Origin of the sequence: Citrobacter sp. BDA59-3, from assembly GCF_015167655.1 — a bacterium.
In the GTDB taxonomy this organism is placed as follows: Bacteria; Pseudomonadota; Gammaproteobacteria; order Enterobacterales; family Enterobacteriaceae; genus Phytobacter; species Phytobacter diazotrophicus.
In genome coordinates this window covers 205,710-222,214 of record NZ_CP063427.1, presented here as the reverse complement: position 1 = coordinate 222,214, position 16,505 = coordinate 205,710, and the positions used below count along the sequence as shown (strand labels likewise).

At 55.5% G+C, this 16,505-nt stretch carries 15 protein-coding genes; 5 read left to right on the top strand and 10 right to left on the bottom strand.

Annotation, left to right across the window (positions count from 1 at the left end):
• The first annotated feature begins 20 nt into the window (after positions 1 to 20).
• On the top strand, positions 21 to 785 hold the full coding sequence (locus IP582_RS01055) for a DeoR/GlpR family DNA-binding transcription regulator (protein WP_193794841.1): 765 nt from the start codon (positions 21 to 23) through the stop codon (positions 783 to 785).
• Between the two features lie 31 nt (positions 786 to 816).
• Here IP582_RS01055 and metE read toward each other — a convergent pair whose 3' ends face one another.
• Positions 817 to 3,078: a 5-methyltetrahydropteroyltriglutamate--homocysteine S-methyltransferase gene (metE, locus tag IP582_RS01050; protein ID WP_193794840.1), complete on the bottom strand. Its 2,262-nt coding sequence runs from the start codon at positions 3,076 to 3,078 to the stop codon at positions 817 to 819.
• Between the two features lie 231 nt (positions 3,079 to 3,309).
• Between metE and metR the strand changes: the two genes are divergently transcribed.
• Entirely contained in the window at positions 3,310 to 4,263 is a 954-nt protein-coding gene (metR, locus tag IP582_RS01045) for an HTH-type transcriptional regulator MetR (protein ID WP_039077046.1), read from the top strand.
• Here metR and IP582_RS01040 read toward each other — a convergent pair.
• From IP582_RS01040 to pldB, 3 genes are all read right to left on the bottom strand, one after another.
• Positions 4,151 to 5,050, bottom strand: a complete 900-nt coding sequence (locus IP582_RS01040; RefSeq protein ID WP_039077045.1) for a carboxylate/amino acid/amine transporter — start codon at positions 5,048 to 5,050, stop codon at positions 4,151 to 4,153. The two genes, metR and IP582_RS01040, sit on opposite strands and share 113 nt — an antisense overlap.
• Positions 5,051 to 5,129: 79 nt before the next feature.
• Positions 5,130 to 5,930 carry a sugar/pyridoxal phosphate phosphatase YigL gene (yigL, locus tag IP582_RS01035; RefSeq protein ID WP_193794839.1) on the bottom strand — a complete coding sequence of 267 codons (801 nt, stop codon included), beginning with the start codon at positions 5,928 to 5,930 and terminating at the stop codon, positions 5,130 to 5,132.
• Between the two features lie 25 nt (positions 5,931 to 5,955).
• A complete protein-coding gene (gene pldB, locus IP582_RS01030) occupies positions 5,956 to 6,951 on the bottom strand; it encodes a lysophospholipase L2 (protein WP_193794838.1) in 996 nt (331 codons plus the stop codon).
• A 105-nt stretch (positions 6,952 to 7,056) separates the two neighbouring features.
• Between pldB and rhtB the strand changes: the two genes are divergently transcribed.
• Positions 7,057 to 7,677: a homoserine/homoserine lactone efflux protein gene (gene rhtB / locus IP582_RS01025; protein ID WP_039077042.1), complete on the top strand. Its 621-nt coding sequence runs from the start codon at positions 7,057 to 7,059 to the stop codon at positions 7,675 to 7,677.
• Positions 7,678 to 7,762: 85 nt separating this feature from the next.
• Here the strand turns inward: rhtB and rhtC are convergent, their stop codons facing one another.
• The 3 genes from rhtC to pldA form a co-directional block, all read right to left on the bottom strand.
• On the bottom strand, positions 7,763 to 8,386 hold the full coding sequence (rhtC, locus tag IP582_RS01020; protein ID WP_071195559.1) for a threonine export protein RhtC: 624 nt from the start codon (positions 8,384 to 8,386) through the stop codon (positions 7,763 to 7,765).
• Between the two features lie 61 nt (positions 8,387 to 8,447).
• Positions 8,448 to 10,277, bottom strand: coding sequence for an ATP-dependent DNA helicase RecQ (gene recQ, locus IP582_RS01015; protein ID WP_039077040.1), 1,830 nt, complete (start codon positions 10,275 to 10,277; stop codon positions 8,448 to 8,450).
• Between the two features lie 65 nt (positions 10,278 to 10,342).
• Positions 10,343 to 11,218: a phospholipase A gene (gene pldA, locus IP582_RS01010; RefSeq protein ID WP_039077039.1), complete on the bottom strand. Its 876-nt coding sequence runs from the start codon at positions 11,216 to 11,218 to the stop codon at positions 10,343 to 10,345.
• Between the two features lie 159 nt (positions 11,219 to 11,377).
• Here pldA and yigI point away from each other — a divergent pair, with 159 nt between their 5' ends.
• Both yigI and rarD read left to right on the top strand, forming a co-directional pair.
• A complete protein-coding gene (yigI, locus tag IP582_RS01005; protein ID WP_039077038.1) occupies positions 11,378 to 11,845 on the top strand; it encodes an acyl-CoA thioesterase YigI in 468 nt (155 codons plus the stop codon).
• A gap of 51 nt (positions 11,846 to 11,896) precedes the next feature.
• Positions 11,897 to 12,784 (top strand): EamA family transporter RarD, encoded by an 888-nt coding sequence (gene rarD / locus IP582_RS01000; RefSeq protein WP_039077037.1) that lies wholly within the window; start codon positions 11,897 to 11,899, stop codon positions 12,782 to 12,784.
• A 131-nt stretch (positions 12,785 to 12,915) separates the two neighbouring features.
• On the opposite strand, the gene corA is transcribed toward rarD, so the two are convergent.
• The 3 genes from corA to uvrD all read right to left on the bottom strand — a co-directional run bounded on the left by corA (position 12,916) and on the right by uvrD (position 16,387).
• Positions 12,916 to 13,866, bottom strand: a complete 951-nt coding sequence (gene corA, locus IP582_RS00995; RefSeq protein WP_039077036.1) for a magnesium/cobalt transporter CorA — start codon at positions 13,864 to 13,866, stop codon at positions 12,916 to 12,918.
• 153 nt (positions 13,867 to 14,019) lie between these two features.
• Positions 14,020 to 14,076, bottom strand: a complete 57-nt coding sequence (gene ysgD, locus IP582_RS25230; protein WP_212743980.1) for a YsgD/CorL family protein — start codon at positions 14,074 to 14,076, stop codon at positions 14,020 to 14,022.
• Between the two features lie 148 nt (positions 14,077 to 14,224).
• Positions 14,225 to 16,387, bottom strand: a complete 2,163-nt coding sequence (uvrD, locus tag IP582_RS00990; protein ID WP_039077035.1) for a DNA helicase II — start codon at positions 16,385 to 16,387, stop codon at positions 14,225 to 14,227.
• Between the last annotated feature and the right edge of the window lie 118 nt (positions 16,388 to 16,505).

Here is a 16,505-nt window from a genome sequence, read left to right as displayed (position 1 = left end):
CCCCTCTGCCGGACGCAAATATGACTCCAGAAGCACGTCGCAGCGCGATTGTCGCCATCGTGACAGAGCACGGTGAGAGTAGCATTGAACAACTGGCGCACTATTTCGGCGTCTCGCTGCAAACAGTGCGCAGCGATTTGCGCGAACTCACCGCGCAAGGGCTGTTATTGCGCCGTCATGGCATGGTCGCCCCTTTCGCGCGCGAAAATATTGGTTATCAACAGCGCGAGATCGTCAACGTTAACGGTAAGCGCTGGATTGGCGAACGGGTCGCACAGTTGCTCAGCGAGGCGCAAAGCTGCTTTCTCGGCACCGGCACCACGGTGGAAATGGTAGCGCGCGCCCTGCCGGACGATATCCGTCTGGCAGTGTGTACCAATAATCTGCACGCCGCCACGCCGCTCAGCCTGCTCCCGGGATGTGAACTGACCGTCGCGGGTGGTCGCGTGCGTAAGCGCGATCTGGATGTGATTGGCAGCGACGCCCTGACCTTCTTTCGCCGCTACCGGGTGGATATCGGCGTGGTGTCGGTCGGCGGAATTGGCGAAGAGGGCGAACTGTACGATTTCAACGACGAAGAAGTGGTGGCGCGCCAGGCGCTGGTCACCAGTGCGGAGATAAACGTATTGGTTGTCGACAGCACCAAGTTTGGCCGCCGGGCGATGTGCCGCAATGGCGATATCGGCGATTTTGACTATGTGGTGAGCGACAGATCCCCCACCGGCCCCCAGCGCGACCTGCTGGCACAGCGCCGCACGCAGTGGCTGTGTCGGGAAGAGGGATAGCGCACCGCCCTAACGGACGGGGCGCTGATCATTACGCCTGACGCAAGTTCTGCGCGGCTTTCACCATATTTGCCAGGGCGCTTCGGGTTTCCGGCCAGCCGCGGGTTTTCAGGCCACAGTCCGGGTTCACCCACAGACGCTCTGCCGGGATACGCCGGGCGGCTTTCGCCAGCAGCGCTTCAATCCACTCCACGCTCGGTACGTTCGGCGAGTGGATGTCATACACGCCCGGTCCGATTTCGTTCGGGTATTCAAACTCTTCGAACGACTCCAGCAATTCCATATCCGAGCGCGAGGTCTCAATGGTGATCACGTCTGCGTCCAGGGCAGCAATGGAGTCCATGATGTCGTTAAACTCGCAATAACACATGTGGGTGTGAATCTGGGTTTCATCCCTCGCCACGGCCGCACTGATGCGAAAAGCTTCCACGCCCCACTCCAGATAAGCATCCCAGTCGCGGCGACGCAGCGGCAGACCTTCACGCAGGGCCGGCTCGTCAATCTGGATGATGCCGATACCGGCGGCTTCCAGATCTGCGACTTCGTCACGCAGCGCCAGCGCAATTTGTTTGGCGATAGTTTCACGGCTCACATCTTCACGCGGGAAGGACCAGCACAGGATAGTCACCGGCCCCGTCAGCATCCCTTTTACCGGCTTACTGGTCAGGGACTGGGCATACTTCGCCCACTCCACGGTAATCGCTTCCGGGCGGCTGACATCGCCAATGACCACCGGCGGCTTCACGCAGCGGGAGCCATAACTCTGCACCCAGCCGTTCTGGGTAAAGACAAAGCCGTCGAGATGCTCGCCAAAGTATTCCACCATGTCATTACGCTCGGCTTCACCGTGTACCAGCACGTCCAGCCCTAAACGCTCCTGCTCCACAATCGCCTGTCTGATGTGCTCGGCGATACCGGTGCGGTAATTATTGGCGTCCAGATTGCCCTTTTTGAAGTCCAGTCGTAGACCACGGATCTCGGTGGTCTGCGGGAATGAACCGATGGTCGTCGTCGGCCATGCGGGCAGGTTAAAACGGGCGCGCTGTGCTTTGGCACGGACTTCATAAGTGCTGGTGCGCTGGCTGTCTTCTGCGGTGATGGCCGCCAGACGCTGCGAAACGGCGGTATTGTGCACACGGGTGGAGTGGCGGCGCGCCTGAATCGGGGCGCTCCAGGCCTCAATTGCAGCGGTATTACCGCTGTTCAGCGCATCGCGCAGCAGCGCCAGTTCTTCACATTTTTGCAGGGCGAAGGCAAACCAGCTCTTCACTTCCGCATCCAGACGCGTCTCCACGTTCAAATCGATCGGGCTGTGCAGCAGGGAACACGAAGAGGCCACCCACAGCGGGCGCTTCCCTGCTACCCCTTTAATCTGCGCATATTTTGCGCTCAGATCGGCACGCCAGACGTTACGGCCATTCACCAGCCCTGCCGAGAGCAGCCAGCCAGCGGGCAGGCGCTTGTGCAATTCGGCAACGTCATCTTTACCGTGGACCAGGTCAACGTGCAGCCCCTGTACCGGCAGCGCGGTGATGGTGTCGAGGTTCGGTGTCACACCCTCAAAATAGGTGGTCAGCAGCAGTTTCACCTGGCCTGCGAGTGCGTCGTAAGCCGGTTTGAAGGCATCCAGCCAAACCTGGGGCAGCTCCAGTACCAGCGCAGGTTCGTCGATTTGCACCCACTCGATGCCGCGTTTCGCCAGTTCAGCCAGTATCTGTTTGTAGACCGGCAGAATGTCATTAAGCAGGCTCAGGCGGTCAAACTGCTCGCCCTTCACCTTTCCCAGCCACAGGTACGTCACCGGCCCAAGCAGGACAGGTTTCGCCTTGTGGCCCAGCGCCAGTGCTTCGTCCACTTCATCCAGCAGTTGCGTCCAGGTCAGTTTGAACGGCTGACCTTTGGTGAACTCCGGCACCATATAGTGATAGTTGGTGTTAAACCATTTGGTCATTTCTGCCGCTGCCGCGGGCTCGCCGGTCGGTGCGCGGCCACGGCCAATACGGAACAGGGTGTCGATATCAACGGAGCCGTCGCTGTTCTGATGACGAGCCGGGACGTTGCCGAGCATCAGGCTGGTGGTCAGAACATGGTCGTACCAGGCGAAATCCCCCACCGGCAGCAGGTCGATGCCCGCCGCTTTTTGCTGCTCCCAGTGACGCGCACGCAGCTCGCGCCCTGTCGCCAGCAATGCGTCACGGGATGCGTTACCCGCCCAGTAACTTTCTTGCGCTTTTTTCAGCTCGCGACGCAGGCCAACGCGTGGAAAACCGAGGGTGTGGTTAATAATTGTCATTTTTTGAGCCTCATAATTTCAATCCGAAAGATTTCGGATTTCGGGAAGGCGGCAAGCTTGCTCATTCCCAGGAGCTTACTGAGGTAAGTGACTGGGGTGAGGAAGTGCGGCCAACGCACCATAAATTCGAAAGATAAAGTATTTAGCCATCCAGATGTTTACACATCCATATTTGGCGGTTACTGTATATTCCTCAAGCGCAAATTTGTCATGCCGAAGTGAAGGACTTTCATGATCGAAATTAAACATCTGAAAACGCTACAAGCGTTACGGAACTGCGGGTCGCTGGCTGCGGCAGCGGCGGCATTGCATCAGACGCAATCCGCACTTTCCCACCAGTTCAGCGATCTGGAACAGCGCCTTGGCTTTCGACTCTTTGTGCGCAAAAGCCAGCCTTTACGCTTTACGCCGCAGGGGGAAATCCTGCTGCAACTGGCCAATCAGGTGCTGCCGCAAATCAGTAGCGCACTGCAGGCCTGCAATGAACCACAGCAGACCCACCTGCGTATCGCGATTGAATGCCATAGCTGTATTCAGTGGCTGACGCCGGCGCTGGAAAGTTTTCGCACTCAATGGCCGCATGTCGAGATGGATTTCAAATCAGGCGTTACCTTCGACCCGCAGCCCGCACTCCAGCAGGGCGAGCTGGATCTGGTGATGACCTCGGACATTCTGCCGCGCAGTGGCTTGCACTATTCGCCGATGTTTGATTTTGAAGTACGGCTGGTGCTTTCACCGGAGAGCCCGCTGGCCTCACGCACACGGATCACCCCGGAAGATATCGCCACCGAGACACTGCTTATTTATCCTGTGCAGCGTAGCCGCCTGGATATCTGGCGCCATTTCCTGCAACCGGCAGGCATCAGCCCGCAGCTTAAAAGCGTGGACAATACGTTGCTGTTGATTCAGATGGTCGCGGCGCGGATGGGCATTGCCGCCCTGCCGCACTGGGTGGTGGAAAGTTTTGAACGCCAGGGTCTGGTGGTGACCAAAACCCTGGGCGAGGGATTATGGAGCCGGTTGTACGCTGCCGTGCGCGATGGCGAGCAGCGCCAGCCGGTCACCGAGGCATTTATTCGCTCAGCGCGGAACCACGCCTGCGACCATCTGCCGTTTGTGCGGAGCGCGGAGCGACCCAGCGCCGATGCACCCATAGTGAGGCCAGTATCACCGTCCCACCAATGATAAAACTCGGCCAGTGCGGCTGCTCCTGCCAGATGGCAAGGTTCACCAGCAGCCCGGCCGGGACATGCACATTGTTCATGATGCCAAGCGTACCGGCATCCACCTGCGTCGCCCCGTAGTTCCACATAAAGTAACCCAGCCCGGACGCCACGACGCCCAGCCATACCAGGATGCCCCATTGCAGGTTGGTGGTCGGCAGTTTTTGCGGGTTACCCAACAGGAACCAGGCGATAACAGCAACGATAGCGGCGCCAAGGTAGAACCAGGCAAACGCGTTGTGCTGTGGCATCGGGCGCGTTTCCATCAGGCGTTTATAACCCACCATACCAATCGCAAAACTGATATTGGCGAGTTGCACAAACATCAGGCCCGTCCAGAAGTGATCGCTGACTTTGTCGTAACGGATAATCGCTGCGCCAACCACCGCCAGTAGCGCACTCAGGGCGTAGCCCCACCGTAAACGACGCTTGCTGAGAAGATCATAAATCAGCGTGATGTAAAGCGGCGTCAAAACAGTGAATAACAGGAACTCCGATACACTCAAATAGACATACGCACGGAAGCTGAACAGATACATGATACCAAGCTGCATCGCACCCACCAGCATGTAGAGCAGGATCGTTTTAAGCGTTTGTCCACGGGTGCGCAGGAACGGTAAGAAGACCAGTGCCGCCAGCCCTACGCGCATCAGCACTGAAAAATAGCTGTCGACGTGCCCGGCAAGGTACTCGCCAATCAGACTAAAGGAAAAGGCCCACAGGATCGTGGTGATGATGAGTAACGCCACAATGAATGTCTCTCAAAATAAGGAACACTCATTGTAGCGGAGTATCAGGTTGACAACTGGTCAATAATTAACCATAACGTCAGCTCAGATACAATTTACGCAGGTAATTCGGCACGGCGTTGTCGGCGTTAGTGCCAATGACTTCCAGCTCCGGATGCAAATCTTTCAGACGCTGGTGCGCGTTGCCCATAATGCACCCTTTACCGGCCATGGAGAGCATTTCCGCATCGTTCATGCCATCGCCAAACGCGATGCACTCTTTGAGACTGTATCCGAGCGCCTTCGAAACGGCTTCCAGCGCGTGTCCCTTTGACACACCGCCGGCCATGACCTCCAGACAGGTCAGCGTCGAGAAACTGACGTTCACGCGATCGCCCCAACGGGCATTAATCGCCTGCTCAAGCGGCAGCAACTGCTCATGCTTTTCGCAGGTGAAGAAAACTTTGCTGATGCCTTCAGGCTCCAGCAAGCCTGGCTCATACAGGGAATACTGGAAAATCGCCTCTTTGAAGAAACGCATTTCATCCGGGCGGTGGCGGTTCATAAACCATTCATCATCGCGATACACATTGGTGATGATGTCCGGGTTGTTATGCACCACGCCAAACAGATCGCTGGCAATATCCCGATCCAGGTTATGAGTGAACACCAGATTGCCATCGGTATCGTGAACCCGCGCACCGTTCGAGGTGATCATATACGCCTTGATCCCCAGGTTATCGCGGATTTGCCCGACATCCACGTGGTGGCGGCCCGTCGCAAAAACGAAGTTCACTCCGCGTTCGGTGAGCAGCTTCAATGTTTCTTTCGCGTAAGGGGAGAGTGTATGGTCGGGGGAGAGCAATGTGCCGTCTAAATCAGACGCAACAACCTGATACATAGGAAACGTTAACCTCAATAATTCATTAGTTATACCGATCGAAAAAATCGACGATGGCGTTGAGCGCGACTGAGCGCATAGCGTCCTCTTCAAAGAGGATCTCATGGTACGCGCCCTTGATGACAAGCGGCTTTCCCCCTTCACAGGGGTGGCCCGCCGCGGCGCGCATTTCACAAAAGCGATCGTGCATGCGGTTATCTACAACACGCTCTTCTTCTGCCTGAATAATTAACATGGGCGATGTGTCTGATGCGGCCCCGGCCAGCACCTGCTCACCGGCCAGGATGCCTTCCCGCACCCAGTGCCAGGTTGGGCCTCCCACGCGCAGTTCAGGATCGTCGGCGTAGAAACGCAGATTGCGCCGGTAACGTTCGCGGCTGTGGGTCAGCGTGTTAATGGCAAAGGGCAGCGCATGCCAGCGACCGGTGCCAATGGCGTAATTCTCGCGAATACGCGGGTAGCCTTCCGCCCAGTCCAGCAGCGGGCGCACCATCCAGTCCGGCAGGTGGATAATAATGCCGAACATCGGCGCGCACAGCGCAATAGCGTCACAGTTAGCTTGTGGGTAACGTTGCACGAAGAGCGTGGCAATCGCGCCCCCCATCGAATGCGCCAGAATATAACGCCTGCGCCACGGACCTGGAGCGACTTCTTGCTCCCAGAACGCCGTAAGATCATCGACATAATCACTGAAATTGACCACATGGCCGCGATGAGAATCTTCCAGCAAACGACCGGAACGCCCCTGACCGCGGTGGTCGATGATGAGCACATCAAAGCCGAGATGGAAGAGGTCATATGCCAGTTCAGCATACTTCACATAGCTTTCGATTCGACCAGGGCAAACCACGATAACCCTGTCATGCCTGGCGGCATGGAAACGGACAAAACGCACCGGGACATTGTCCACACCGGTAAATTCCGCCTCTTCTCGTTGACGCCAGAAGTCGGTTAACGGGCCTGTGGCAAAGGCGGCAAACGCGCTTTCTCTGGTTTCCCACTCCTTGTTTTGCCGGTACATTGGCTACGCCCTCACTTGCGCGACAAAAACGTTTTTGTGACCTGTAGCTAATTCCGCTAACAATAGCGTATTGTGGCATAAAAACAGACAATCAGGGAGTTTCTCATGACCTTCGAGTGGTGGTTCGCTTATCTGCTGACATCGATCATTCTCAGCCTGTCGCCCGGCTCCGGCGCGATTAATACCATGACCACCTCGATAAGCCACGGTTATCGCGGCGCTGCGGCGTCCATTGCCGGGCTACAAACCGGCTTAGGCATTCATATTGTGCTGGTTGGCGTGGGTCTGGGCACCCTTTTCTCGCGCTCGGTACTGGCGTTTGAAGTGCTGAAATGGGCCGGGGCCGCCTATCTGATTTGGCTTGGTATTCAGCAGTGGCGCGCCGCGGGCGCGATCGACCTTAATACTCTGGCGCATACGCAATCGCGTACACGGCTGTTTAAACGCGCGGTTTTCGTCAACCTGACGAACCCCAAAAGCATCGTCTTTCTCGCCGCGCTGTTCCCGCAATTTATTGCGCCCAATGAGCCGCAGGTGATGCAGTACGTGGTGCTCGGCGTGACCACTATCGTCGTGGATATTATTGTGATGATTGGCTATGCGACGCTGGCGCAACGTATTGCCGCCTGGATTAAGGGCCCGCGTCAGTTGAAGGCGCTAAACAGGGTGTTTGGTTCGTTGTTTATGTTGGTGGGAGCGCTGCTGGCATCGGCAAGGCATGCCTGAGTTCGGTGTCGTCCCGGATGCGGCGTGAACGCCTTATCCGGGCTAACACGTAGCCCGGACAGCGGCAGCGCCTCCGGGACAAACATTAACGCGAAATGATCAAATGGATACCGAAACCGGCGAACAGCGCACCGGCAAAACCGTCAATCCACTTCGCCAGACGCTGATAACCACGGCGCATCGCCGGTAAGGCGAACAGGCTTGCCACAACGGTGAACCAGGCGAAAGTTTCCAGCGTGATCAGCATAAAGATCCCCCAGCGCGCCCCTGCCCCCACGCTGTCGCCGACAAACAGTGAGAACACCGAACCGAAGTAGATAATCGCTTTCGGATTGGCGAGGTTCGTCAACAGCCCCTTCATAAAGCTTCGACCGCTGCTGGTGGCCAGTTCGATCTGCGGCGCATCGGCTTTGTTCTCTTCTTTTTTCAGCGCACCACGCAGCATCTGGTAACCCATCCAGCACAGGTACAGGCCGCCGCCGACCATAATGATACTGTGCAGCCAGGCCATTTTTTCAAGGATCAGGTTAAGACCGAGCAGTGCAACGCCTGCCCACACCATCACGCCTGTGGTAATGCCGAGCACCCCCATCATCGCCTCTTTGCGGGAGCGGCTGACGGCGGTTTGCGACACAAAGAAGAAGTCCGGGCCGGGGCTCATTAACGCCACAATGTGCACAAGGGCAACGGTGAGAAACAGCATTAACATGGTTAACTCGCGGAAAAATAATAAAGTGGATGACTATCCTGACACTTTTTCTCTGTGCTGGCTACTCGTCATCATCGCCATCCACATGGGCACGAATCAGCGCCATAAACTCCTGACCAAAGCGCTCAAGTTTACGTACGCCTACGCCGTTAACTCCAAGCATTTCACCTGGCGTAATGGGCATCTGTTCGGCCATTTCAATCAGCGTTGCGTCGTTGAAGACCACATACGGCGGCACGTTGTTTTCATCGGCAATCGCTTTACGTAATTTGCGCAGCTTAGCGAAGAGTTTGCGATCATAGTTGCCGACCGCCGCCTTCTGCATTACCCGGGATTTCAGCGCGACCACACGCGGCACAGCGAGTTGCAACGGAACCTCGCCACGCAGCACCGGACGCGCAGCATCCGTCATCTGTAACGATGAATGCTGGGCGATGTTCTGCGTGACCAGCCCCAAATGAATAAGCTGGCGAATCACGCTTACCCAATGCTCATGGCTTTTTTCCCGGCCCATGCCGTAGACCTTAAGCTTATCGTGGCCGAGTTCACGGATACGTTGGTTATTCGCCCCACGGATCACCTCAACCACATAGCCCATCCCGAAACGCTGATTGACGCGACCAATGGTCGAGAGCGCAATTTGCGCATCCTTCAGGCCATCATACTGTTTCGGCGGATCAAGGCAGATATCGCAGTTACCGCAGGCTTCCTGACGCCCTTCGCCAAAGTAATTGAGCAAGACCAGACGGCGGCAGGTTTGCGCTTCCGCAAACGCCCCCATCGCATTGAGCTTATGACGTTCAATATCCTGCAATTGCCCGGCCGGTTTTTCTTCAAGGCAACGGCGTAGCCAGGCCATGTCTTCCGGCGCGTAGAACAGCATCGCCTCGGCGGGCAGGCCATCACGCCCGGCACGGCCGGTTTCCTGATAGTAAGACTCGATATTACGCGGAATGTCGAAGTGAACCACAAATCGCACGTTGGGTTTGTTAATCCCCATGCCGAATGCGACAGTCGCGACCACGATTTGCAGATCATCGCGCTGGAATTTCTCCTGCACACTGGCGCGCACCGCGTTTTCCAGCCCGGCATGATACGCCGCGGCGCTAAAACCCCGGCTTTGCAGGCGAGCGGCGGTGTCTTCCACCTTCGCCCGGCTGTTGCAGTAAATAATTCCGGACTTACCGCGCTGGTCGTGTACATAGCGTAAAAGCTGATCGAGCGGTTTGAATTTCTCCATCAGCATGTAGCGGATATTGGGTCGGTCAAAACTACTGATCTGAATCAGCGGGTCGTTCAGCCCCAGAAGACGTTCAATATCGCGACGGGTGGTGTCATCGGCCGTGGCGGTCAATGCCATAAAAGGCACAGACGGCAGATACTGACGAAGCTGGCCCAGTGCGGCATATTCCGGGCGGAAATCATGACCCCACTGGGAGATACAGTGCGCTTCATCCACCGCCAGAAGTACCGGGTTCCAGTGCGTCAGTTGCTCAAGAAAGTTATCAAGCATCAGCCGCTCAGGAGCGATATACAGCAGACGGATTTGTCCGGTGCGGCAGCCAGCCATCACCTCAAGCTGTTGTTCACGACTTTGTGTTGAGTTCAGACAGGCGGCAGCAACGCCGTTCGCCAGTAACTGATCAACCTGATCTTTCATTAGAGAGATCAGCGGCGATACCACCACCGTCAGGCCAGGCAGAATCAGCGCCGGAATTTGATAACAGAGAGATTTGCCGCCACCGGTCGGCATGACAACCAGACAGTCGCGGCCGCCGAGCACGGTATCGATGATATGTTGCTGACCCGGACGGAACTGCTGGTAGCCGAAGGTTTCCCGTAAAACTTCCAGGGCTGTCGATTCCAGATTCAATACTTCCGCCTGCGCCACATTTACTCCACTCGACAAAAGAAAACAGGCGCTATTTTCAGCGCCTGCTCATGAAACTGCAATGCTTAAAACAGATCGTTGAGCATTACGCCGACACCAACACGCGTCTGATTGAAATTGTAGTCAATTAACGACTCGCCATAACCGCTGTACACCTGGGTGTAGAAACGGACATGTTTGGTGATCGGATAGCTGACGCCGACTTCTGCGCCACCGTAGCCCGTGTTCCAGTTGTACTGCCCTTTGACGCTGAAAATGGCCTCGCCATATTGATAGCCGACCCGCAGTTGATAGTGGCCAAGATATTTGGTGATATCCGGGTTATCGTCGGTGTTGCCCACCACATACCAGGGTTTTACTTCCACCAGCCAGTTGCCATTTTGCGCCATCAAGCGCGTATAAAGGCGGTTCCAGCTACGCGATGTGGGATCAGAACGGCCATTGGAGTCATGGTTGAAGCCAAACTCCATATCGCGTAACGTCCAGCCTGCAAAGCTGTAATCAGTAGCGAAACCGAGGAACAACTGCGGTTCATAGTTGGTTTCACGGAACGGCGAAGAAGCAGGCTCCTTCGTGTTAGAAAGCTGCCACCACGATTTTTGCGTATAGGAAGCGCCCAGCACGGAATTCGGACCGACTATTCCGCGCCACAGCGGGAACGCCAGGCTGAGCTGGAATTTTACTTCATCCTTACGCGCTTCATCAGACCAACTATATGAACGAATGGCTTCTTTGTTCATGTCGCTGGTGTAGGTATAAAGCAGGTAGTTCGACTCATACGGATAGAGCGTGAACGGATTATCATGCTCCTGCAGCATATTCGCGATAATACTACCGCGCACAGCAGGCGCATCATGAACTTCTTTTACTGTCGCTTCCTGCGCAAAAGCCGCAAAAGGCAGCGCACACAATGCCACAAACCAACCCAGAAACGTCCGCATCGGTTTTCTTCCCCTGAACAATGTTGATGAACTGAATATTTTTACAACATCTATTCTACATATTTATTGAGACGCTGCGCAGGTATCCTTTCTTAAACTGGAATTCAACAATTTAGAGGCATAAAATCAACATTTCATTAACCTAACGGAAGAGCCACTATGTCTGCCGTCCTCACAGCAGAAGCCGCATTAAAACTCGTGGGTGAGATTTTCGTCTACCACATGCCCTTCAATCGTGCGCTGGGTCTGGAGCTTACTCGCTACGAGAAGGATTTTGCCCAACTCAGCTTCAACAATCAGCCCATGATGGTGGGAAACTGGGCGCAGAGCATTTTACACGGCGGGGTTATAGCCTCCGCGCTGGATGTCGCCGCAGGTCTGGTATGCGTTGGCAGCACGCTGACGCGCCATGACACCCTCACCGAAGATGAATTACGTGCTCGTCTGTCGCGAATGGGCACCATTGATTTGCGCGTCGATTATTTACGTCCGGGCCGGGGTAATCGCTTCACCGCCACCAGTACGCTACTGCGTGCCGGGAACAAGGTTGCGGTCGCGCGTGTCGAGTTACATAACGAAGAGCAGCTCTATATCGCCAGCGCCACAGCAACCTATATGGTGGGTTAAGCCGCGAAAATCGGGTAAAATGTCGTTACTTTTCAGCAAAGAGTTTTCCTGATGGATGCAAAACAGACGCGGTTGGGAGTGATATTTGCTCTGGCCGCTTATTTTATTTGGGGCGTCGCACCGGCCTATTTCAAAGTTATCTGGTTCGTTCCTGCCGATGAAATCCTGACTCACCGAATTATCTGGTCCTTCTTCTTCATGATCGCCCTGATAAGCGTCAGCCGTCAGTGGTCGCAGGTGAAACAGCTTTTACGTACGCCAAAGAAAATCTTGCTGTTAGCGGTATCTGCCGTTCTCGTTGGAGGTAACTGGCTGCTCTTTATCTGGTCAGTAAATAACCACCATCTGCTGGAAGCAAGCCTGGGGTATTTTATTAACCCACTGGTTAATATCCTGCTGGGGATGGTTTTCCTTGGTGAACGTTTCCGCCGCATGCAGTGGCTGGCGGTAATATTGGCCGCCAGTGGCGTACTGGTACAGTTGTGGGCCTTCGGCTCCTTGCCGATTATCTCGCTGGGCCTGGCCTTTAGTTTCGCCTTCTACGGCCTGCTGCGTAAAAAAATCGCCGTCGACGCGCAAACCGGCATGCTGGTGGAAACACTGTGGCTGCTGCCCGTGGCGGCTATCTGGCTGTTTGGGATTGCCGATAGCGCGACCAGCCATATGACACAGAATAGCTGGTCGCTTAATCTGCTGTTGATGGCCGCCGGAGTGGTCACTACCGTTCCCCTGCTGTGCTTTACCGGCGCGGCGACGCGTCTGCGCCTGTCGACACTGGGTTTCTTCCAGTATATTGGGCCAACGTTGATGTTCCTGCTGGCGGTGACGTTTTATGACGAGCATCCGGGCGCGGACAAAATGGTGACCTTCGGGTTTATCTGGGTAGCGCTCGCCATATTTGTGATGGATGCGCTGTACACACAACGCAGGGGTCGGTAATTGCCGGCGTCAGGATTCCGTACCGCTGATATCGCCGCGTCTTTAATCAGCCGGAGCAGGTGAAGGAAGCCACGCGCGATAAGATCCGTAAAGGAAGGTTCAGCAGAATTGCTGAACCTTTTATTTTAGATTTACAGCCAGTTACGACGTTTGAAGTAGAGATACGGCGCCAGCCCGGCGAGGATCATAAAGACAATCGCGCCAGGGTAGCCAAAGCTCCAGTGCAGCTCAGGCATAAACTCGAAGTTCATCCCGTAACTGGATGCCACCAGCGTCGGCGGCAGGAAGACAACGGAAACGACCGAGAAGATCTTGATGATCCGGTTCTGCTCAATATTGATAAAGCCCATTGCCGCCTGCATCAGGAAGTTCACTTTCTGGAACAGGGATTCGTTGTGCGGTAGCAGAGATTCGATATCTCGCAGGATTTCGCGGGCCTGCTCCAACTGACCGCCCGGCAAACGCGCTTTACGCACCAGGAAGTTCAGCGCGCGCTGGGTATCCATCAGACACAGACGTACCTTCCAGCCGATATCTTCCAGTTCCGCCAGCGTGGAGAGCGCTTCGTCATATTCATCACCCTGATGACCTTCCATGATCACACGGCTGAGTTTTTCCAGATCGCTATAGATGTTTTCGATTTCGTCTGCGAGCTGTTCGATTTTGGTCTCGAAGAGATCGAGCAGTAACTCATAGGCGTTGCCATCGACCATAGCCTGGCTACGGGCGCGCATACGGTAGAGACGAAAAGCGGGTAATTCGCGCTCACGCAGGGTGAAGAGGCGGCCTTCGCGGATAGTAAATGCCACGGTGGAGTTGCCAGCATGGTCTTCCGCATCTTCAAAGAAGAAGAAGGAGTGGATGTGCAAGCCGTCTTCATCTTCAAAAAAACGCGCAGATGCTTCGATGTCTTCCAGTTCCGGGCGTGTCGCCAGGTTCTGACCCAATTCAGACTGCACGCGGGTTCGCTCGTCATCGTCCGGCTCGACCAGGTCAACCCAGACGGAACTGGCGAGGTGCTTTATTTCGTCAGCTTCGAGACGGGTTAAACGATTATTTTCCAGTTGAAATGCGCTCAGCATAGCCGGGACTCCCAATGCAAAAATGACTGGACAGTTCGGTTGGGCACACAAGAAACATTTGGCGTTTCAGACCATTAAACAGCCTGACTCAGCGCGACGGGAATACAGCAGGTCGCTGACAACCACTAAGGCCATCAGCATAAGGAGATAGCCTTAGGAGTTGTTCCTGGATGACAGGGAATTGAGCCAGTATCTACTGGGTGTGTCCAAGGCGAATGTCCTCTTAGCGTGATCGTGCGCGCATGTTACGCCAGCAAAAATGAGGCGTCAACACGCAACGAAACGCTAAAGGGTAATATTTCCCCCTTAGCGTATAAGGCTAGCAGAATATTACAAAATAATGATATTTTTCTGAAAGTTACACTGTTTCAAGACGTGCATAAGCAGCCACCAGCCATTTAATGCCCTGCCCCTGGAATGCCACCTGCAAACGGCTGTGCTCGCCGCTGCCTTCCAGATTCACAATTGTTCCTTCACCGAACTTCGGATGACGCACACGCTGGCCCAGTTTATAGCCCGTGTCGTTCTCTGAAATCGGCGCGCCAAGGCGTTGATGGCTGACCGGACGGCTGACGGTAGCGCGCAAGCGCACCTCTTCGACACAGTTTTCTGGCAGCTCGCCGATGAAGCGCGACGGACGGTGATAGGCCTCTTTGCCATACAGACGGCGGGTTTCGGCATAAGTCAGCGTCAGCTTCTGCATCGCACGGGTCACGCCGACATAGGCCAGACGACGTTCCTCTTCCAGACGGCCACCTTCATCCAGCGACATCTGGCTCGGGAACATCCCCTCTTCCATCCCGACAATAAACACCTGCGGGAACTCAAGCCCCTTGGCGGAGTGCAATGTCATCAGTTGTACTGCGTCCTGCCAGGTATCCGCCTGCCCTTCGCCCGCTTCCAGCGCGGCATGGGAGAGAAATGCCTGTAACGGCATCAGATCTTCGTCTTCTTCGTTGTAGCTGAACTGCCGCGTTGCCGTGACCAGTTCCTCTAAGTTCTCGATACGCGTCTGGCCTTTCTCGCCTTTCTCCTGCTCGTACATCATCCACAGGCCGGAATCTTTCACCACCCGGTCCGTTTGTACGTGCAATGGCATGTCAGCCGTCTCCTGAGCCAGCGCATCAATCAGCTCCATAAAGCGCTGTAATGCACTTGCCGCGCGACCGGCCAGCACTTTTTCCTGCAACAGTTCGCGTGTCGCCTGCCACAGCGTCAGTTGACGATCGCGCGAAGTCTGGCGGACCACGTCCAGCGTTCTGTCACCGATCCCACGCGTCGGCGTATTCACCACACGTTCAAAGGCGGCATCGTCATTTCGGTTTGCAATCAGACGCAAATAAGAGAGCGCGTCTTTGATTTCCTGACGTTCAAAGAAGCGCATCCCACCGTAAATACGATACGGCATGCTTGCCTGTAATAACGCCTCTTCCAGCACACGGGACTGGGCGTTACTGCGATAGAGAATGGCGCAATGCTCCAGCGCACCGCCGCTCTCCTGCCAGGTTTTAATACGGTTAACAACAAAACGAGCCTCATCCAGCTCGTTGAAAGCGCAATAGAGTGAAATCGGCTCGCCATCGGCACCGTCGGTCCACAGGTTTTTCCCCAGACGCCCGTTGTTGTTTTCGATAAGGGCGTTCGCCGCGCTGAGAATATTGCTGGTTGAGCGGTAGTTCTGCTCCAGGCGAATCGTCTGCGCGCCGGGGAAGTCATTGAGGAAGCGCTGGATGTTTTCCACCTGCGCCCCACGCCAGCCGTAAATCGACTGATCATCGTCGCCGACAATCATGACTTTGCCGGTGTCGCCTGCCAGCAGGCGGATCCAGGCATACTGAATGTTGTTGGTATCCTGGAACTCATCCACCAGGATATTGGTAAAACGTTCGCGGTAGTGCTGCAGGATATGCGGCTTATTGAGCCACAGTTCATGGGCACGCAGCAGCAGCTCGGCGAAATCCACCAGCCCGGCGCGATCGCAGGCTTCCTGATAGGCCTGATAAACCTTCTGCCAGGTCTGCTCGACCGGGTTACCGTAGCTTTGAATATGGTGCGGGCGAATGCCTTCATCTTTTTGGCCGTTGATGTACCACATGGCCTGGCGCGGCGGCCACTGCTTCTCATCAAGGTTCATCGCCTTGATCAGGCGTTTAAGCAAACGCAACTGATCTTCGCTGTCGAGGATCTGGAAATCCTGCGGCAGGTTGGCGTCCATATGGTGCGCCCGCAGCAGGCGATGCGCCAGTCCGTGAAAAGTACCCACCCACATGCCGCCCTGGCTGGTCCCCATAAGCTGGCCGATACGGTGGCGCATTTCCGCCGCCGCTTTGTTGGTAAAGGTCACCGCCATAATGGAGTACGGCGAGCAGTTTTCCACGGTCATCAGCCAGGCGATGCGATGCACCAGCACGCGCGTCTTGCCACTGCCTGCCCCGGCCAGCACCAGCATATTGCTACGCGACGCGGCGACCGCATCACGCTGTTTGTCATTAAGGCTGTCGAGCAGGTAAGAAACGTCCATTGGCACCGCCGGGTTAGTATGAAGCCGTTGCGCTAAATCATTTGGTTTACAGGAAGGCGACAAGCTCATGAATCCCCAGGAGCATAGATTAACTATGTGACTGGGGATGAGTGAGTGC

Bases quoted from the DNA above. Each gene is read 5' to 3' on its own strand.
- IP582_RS01055 (WP_193794841.1), top strand. From the start codon at position 21: ATGACTCCAGAAGCACGTCGCAGCGCGATTGTCGCCATCGTGACAGAG.
- metE (WP_193794840.1), bottom strand. From the start codon at position 3,078: ATGACAATTATTAACCACACCCTCGGTTTTCCACGCGTTGGCCTGCGT.
- metR (WP_039077046.1), top strand. From the start codon at position 3,310: ATGATCGAAATTAAACATCTGAAAACGCTACAAGCGTTACGGAACTGC.
- yigL (WP_193794839.1), bottom strand. From the start codon at position 5,930: ATGTATCAGGTTGTTGCGTCTGATTTAGACGGCACATTGCTCTCCCCC.
- pldB (WP_193794838.1), bottom strand. From the start codon at position 6,951: ATGTACCGGCAAAACAAGGAGTGGGAAACCAGAGAAAGCGCGTTTGCC.
- rhtB (WP_039077042.1), top strand. From the start codon at position 7,057: ATGACCTTCGAGTGGTGGTTCGCTTATCTGCTGACATCGATCATTCTC.
- rhtC (WP_071195559.1), bottom strand. From the start codon at position 8,386: ATGTTAATGCTGTTTCTCACCGTTGCCCTTGTGCACATTGTGGCGTTA.
- pldA (WP_039077039.1), bottom strand. From the start codon at position 11,218: ATGCGGACGTTTCTGGGTTGGTTTGTGGCATTGTGTGCGCTGCCTTTT.
- yigI (WP_039077038.1), top strand. From the start codon at position 11,378: ATGTCTGCCGTCCTCACAGCAGAAGCCGCATTAAAACTCGTGGGTGAG.
- rarD (WP_039077037.1), top strand. From the start codon at position 11,897: ATGGATGCAAAACAGACGCGGTTGGGAGTGATATTTGCTCTGGCCGCT.
- corA (WP_039077036.1), bottom strand. From the start codon at position 13,866: ATGCTGAGCGCATTTCAACTGGAAAATAATCGTTTAACCCGTCTCGAA.
- uvrD (WP_039077035.1), bottom strand. From the start codon at position 16,387: ATGGACGTTTCTTACCTGCTCGACAGCCTTAATGACAAACAGCGTGAT.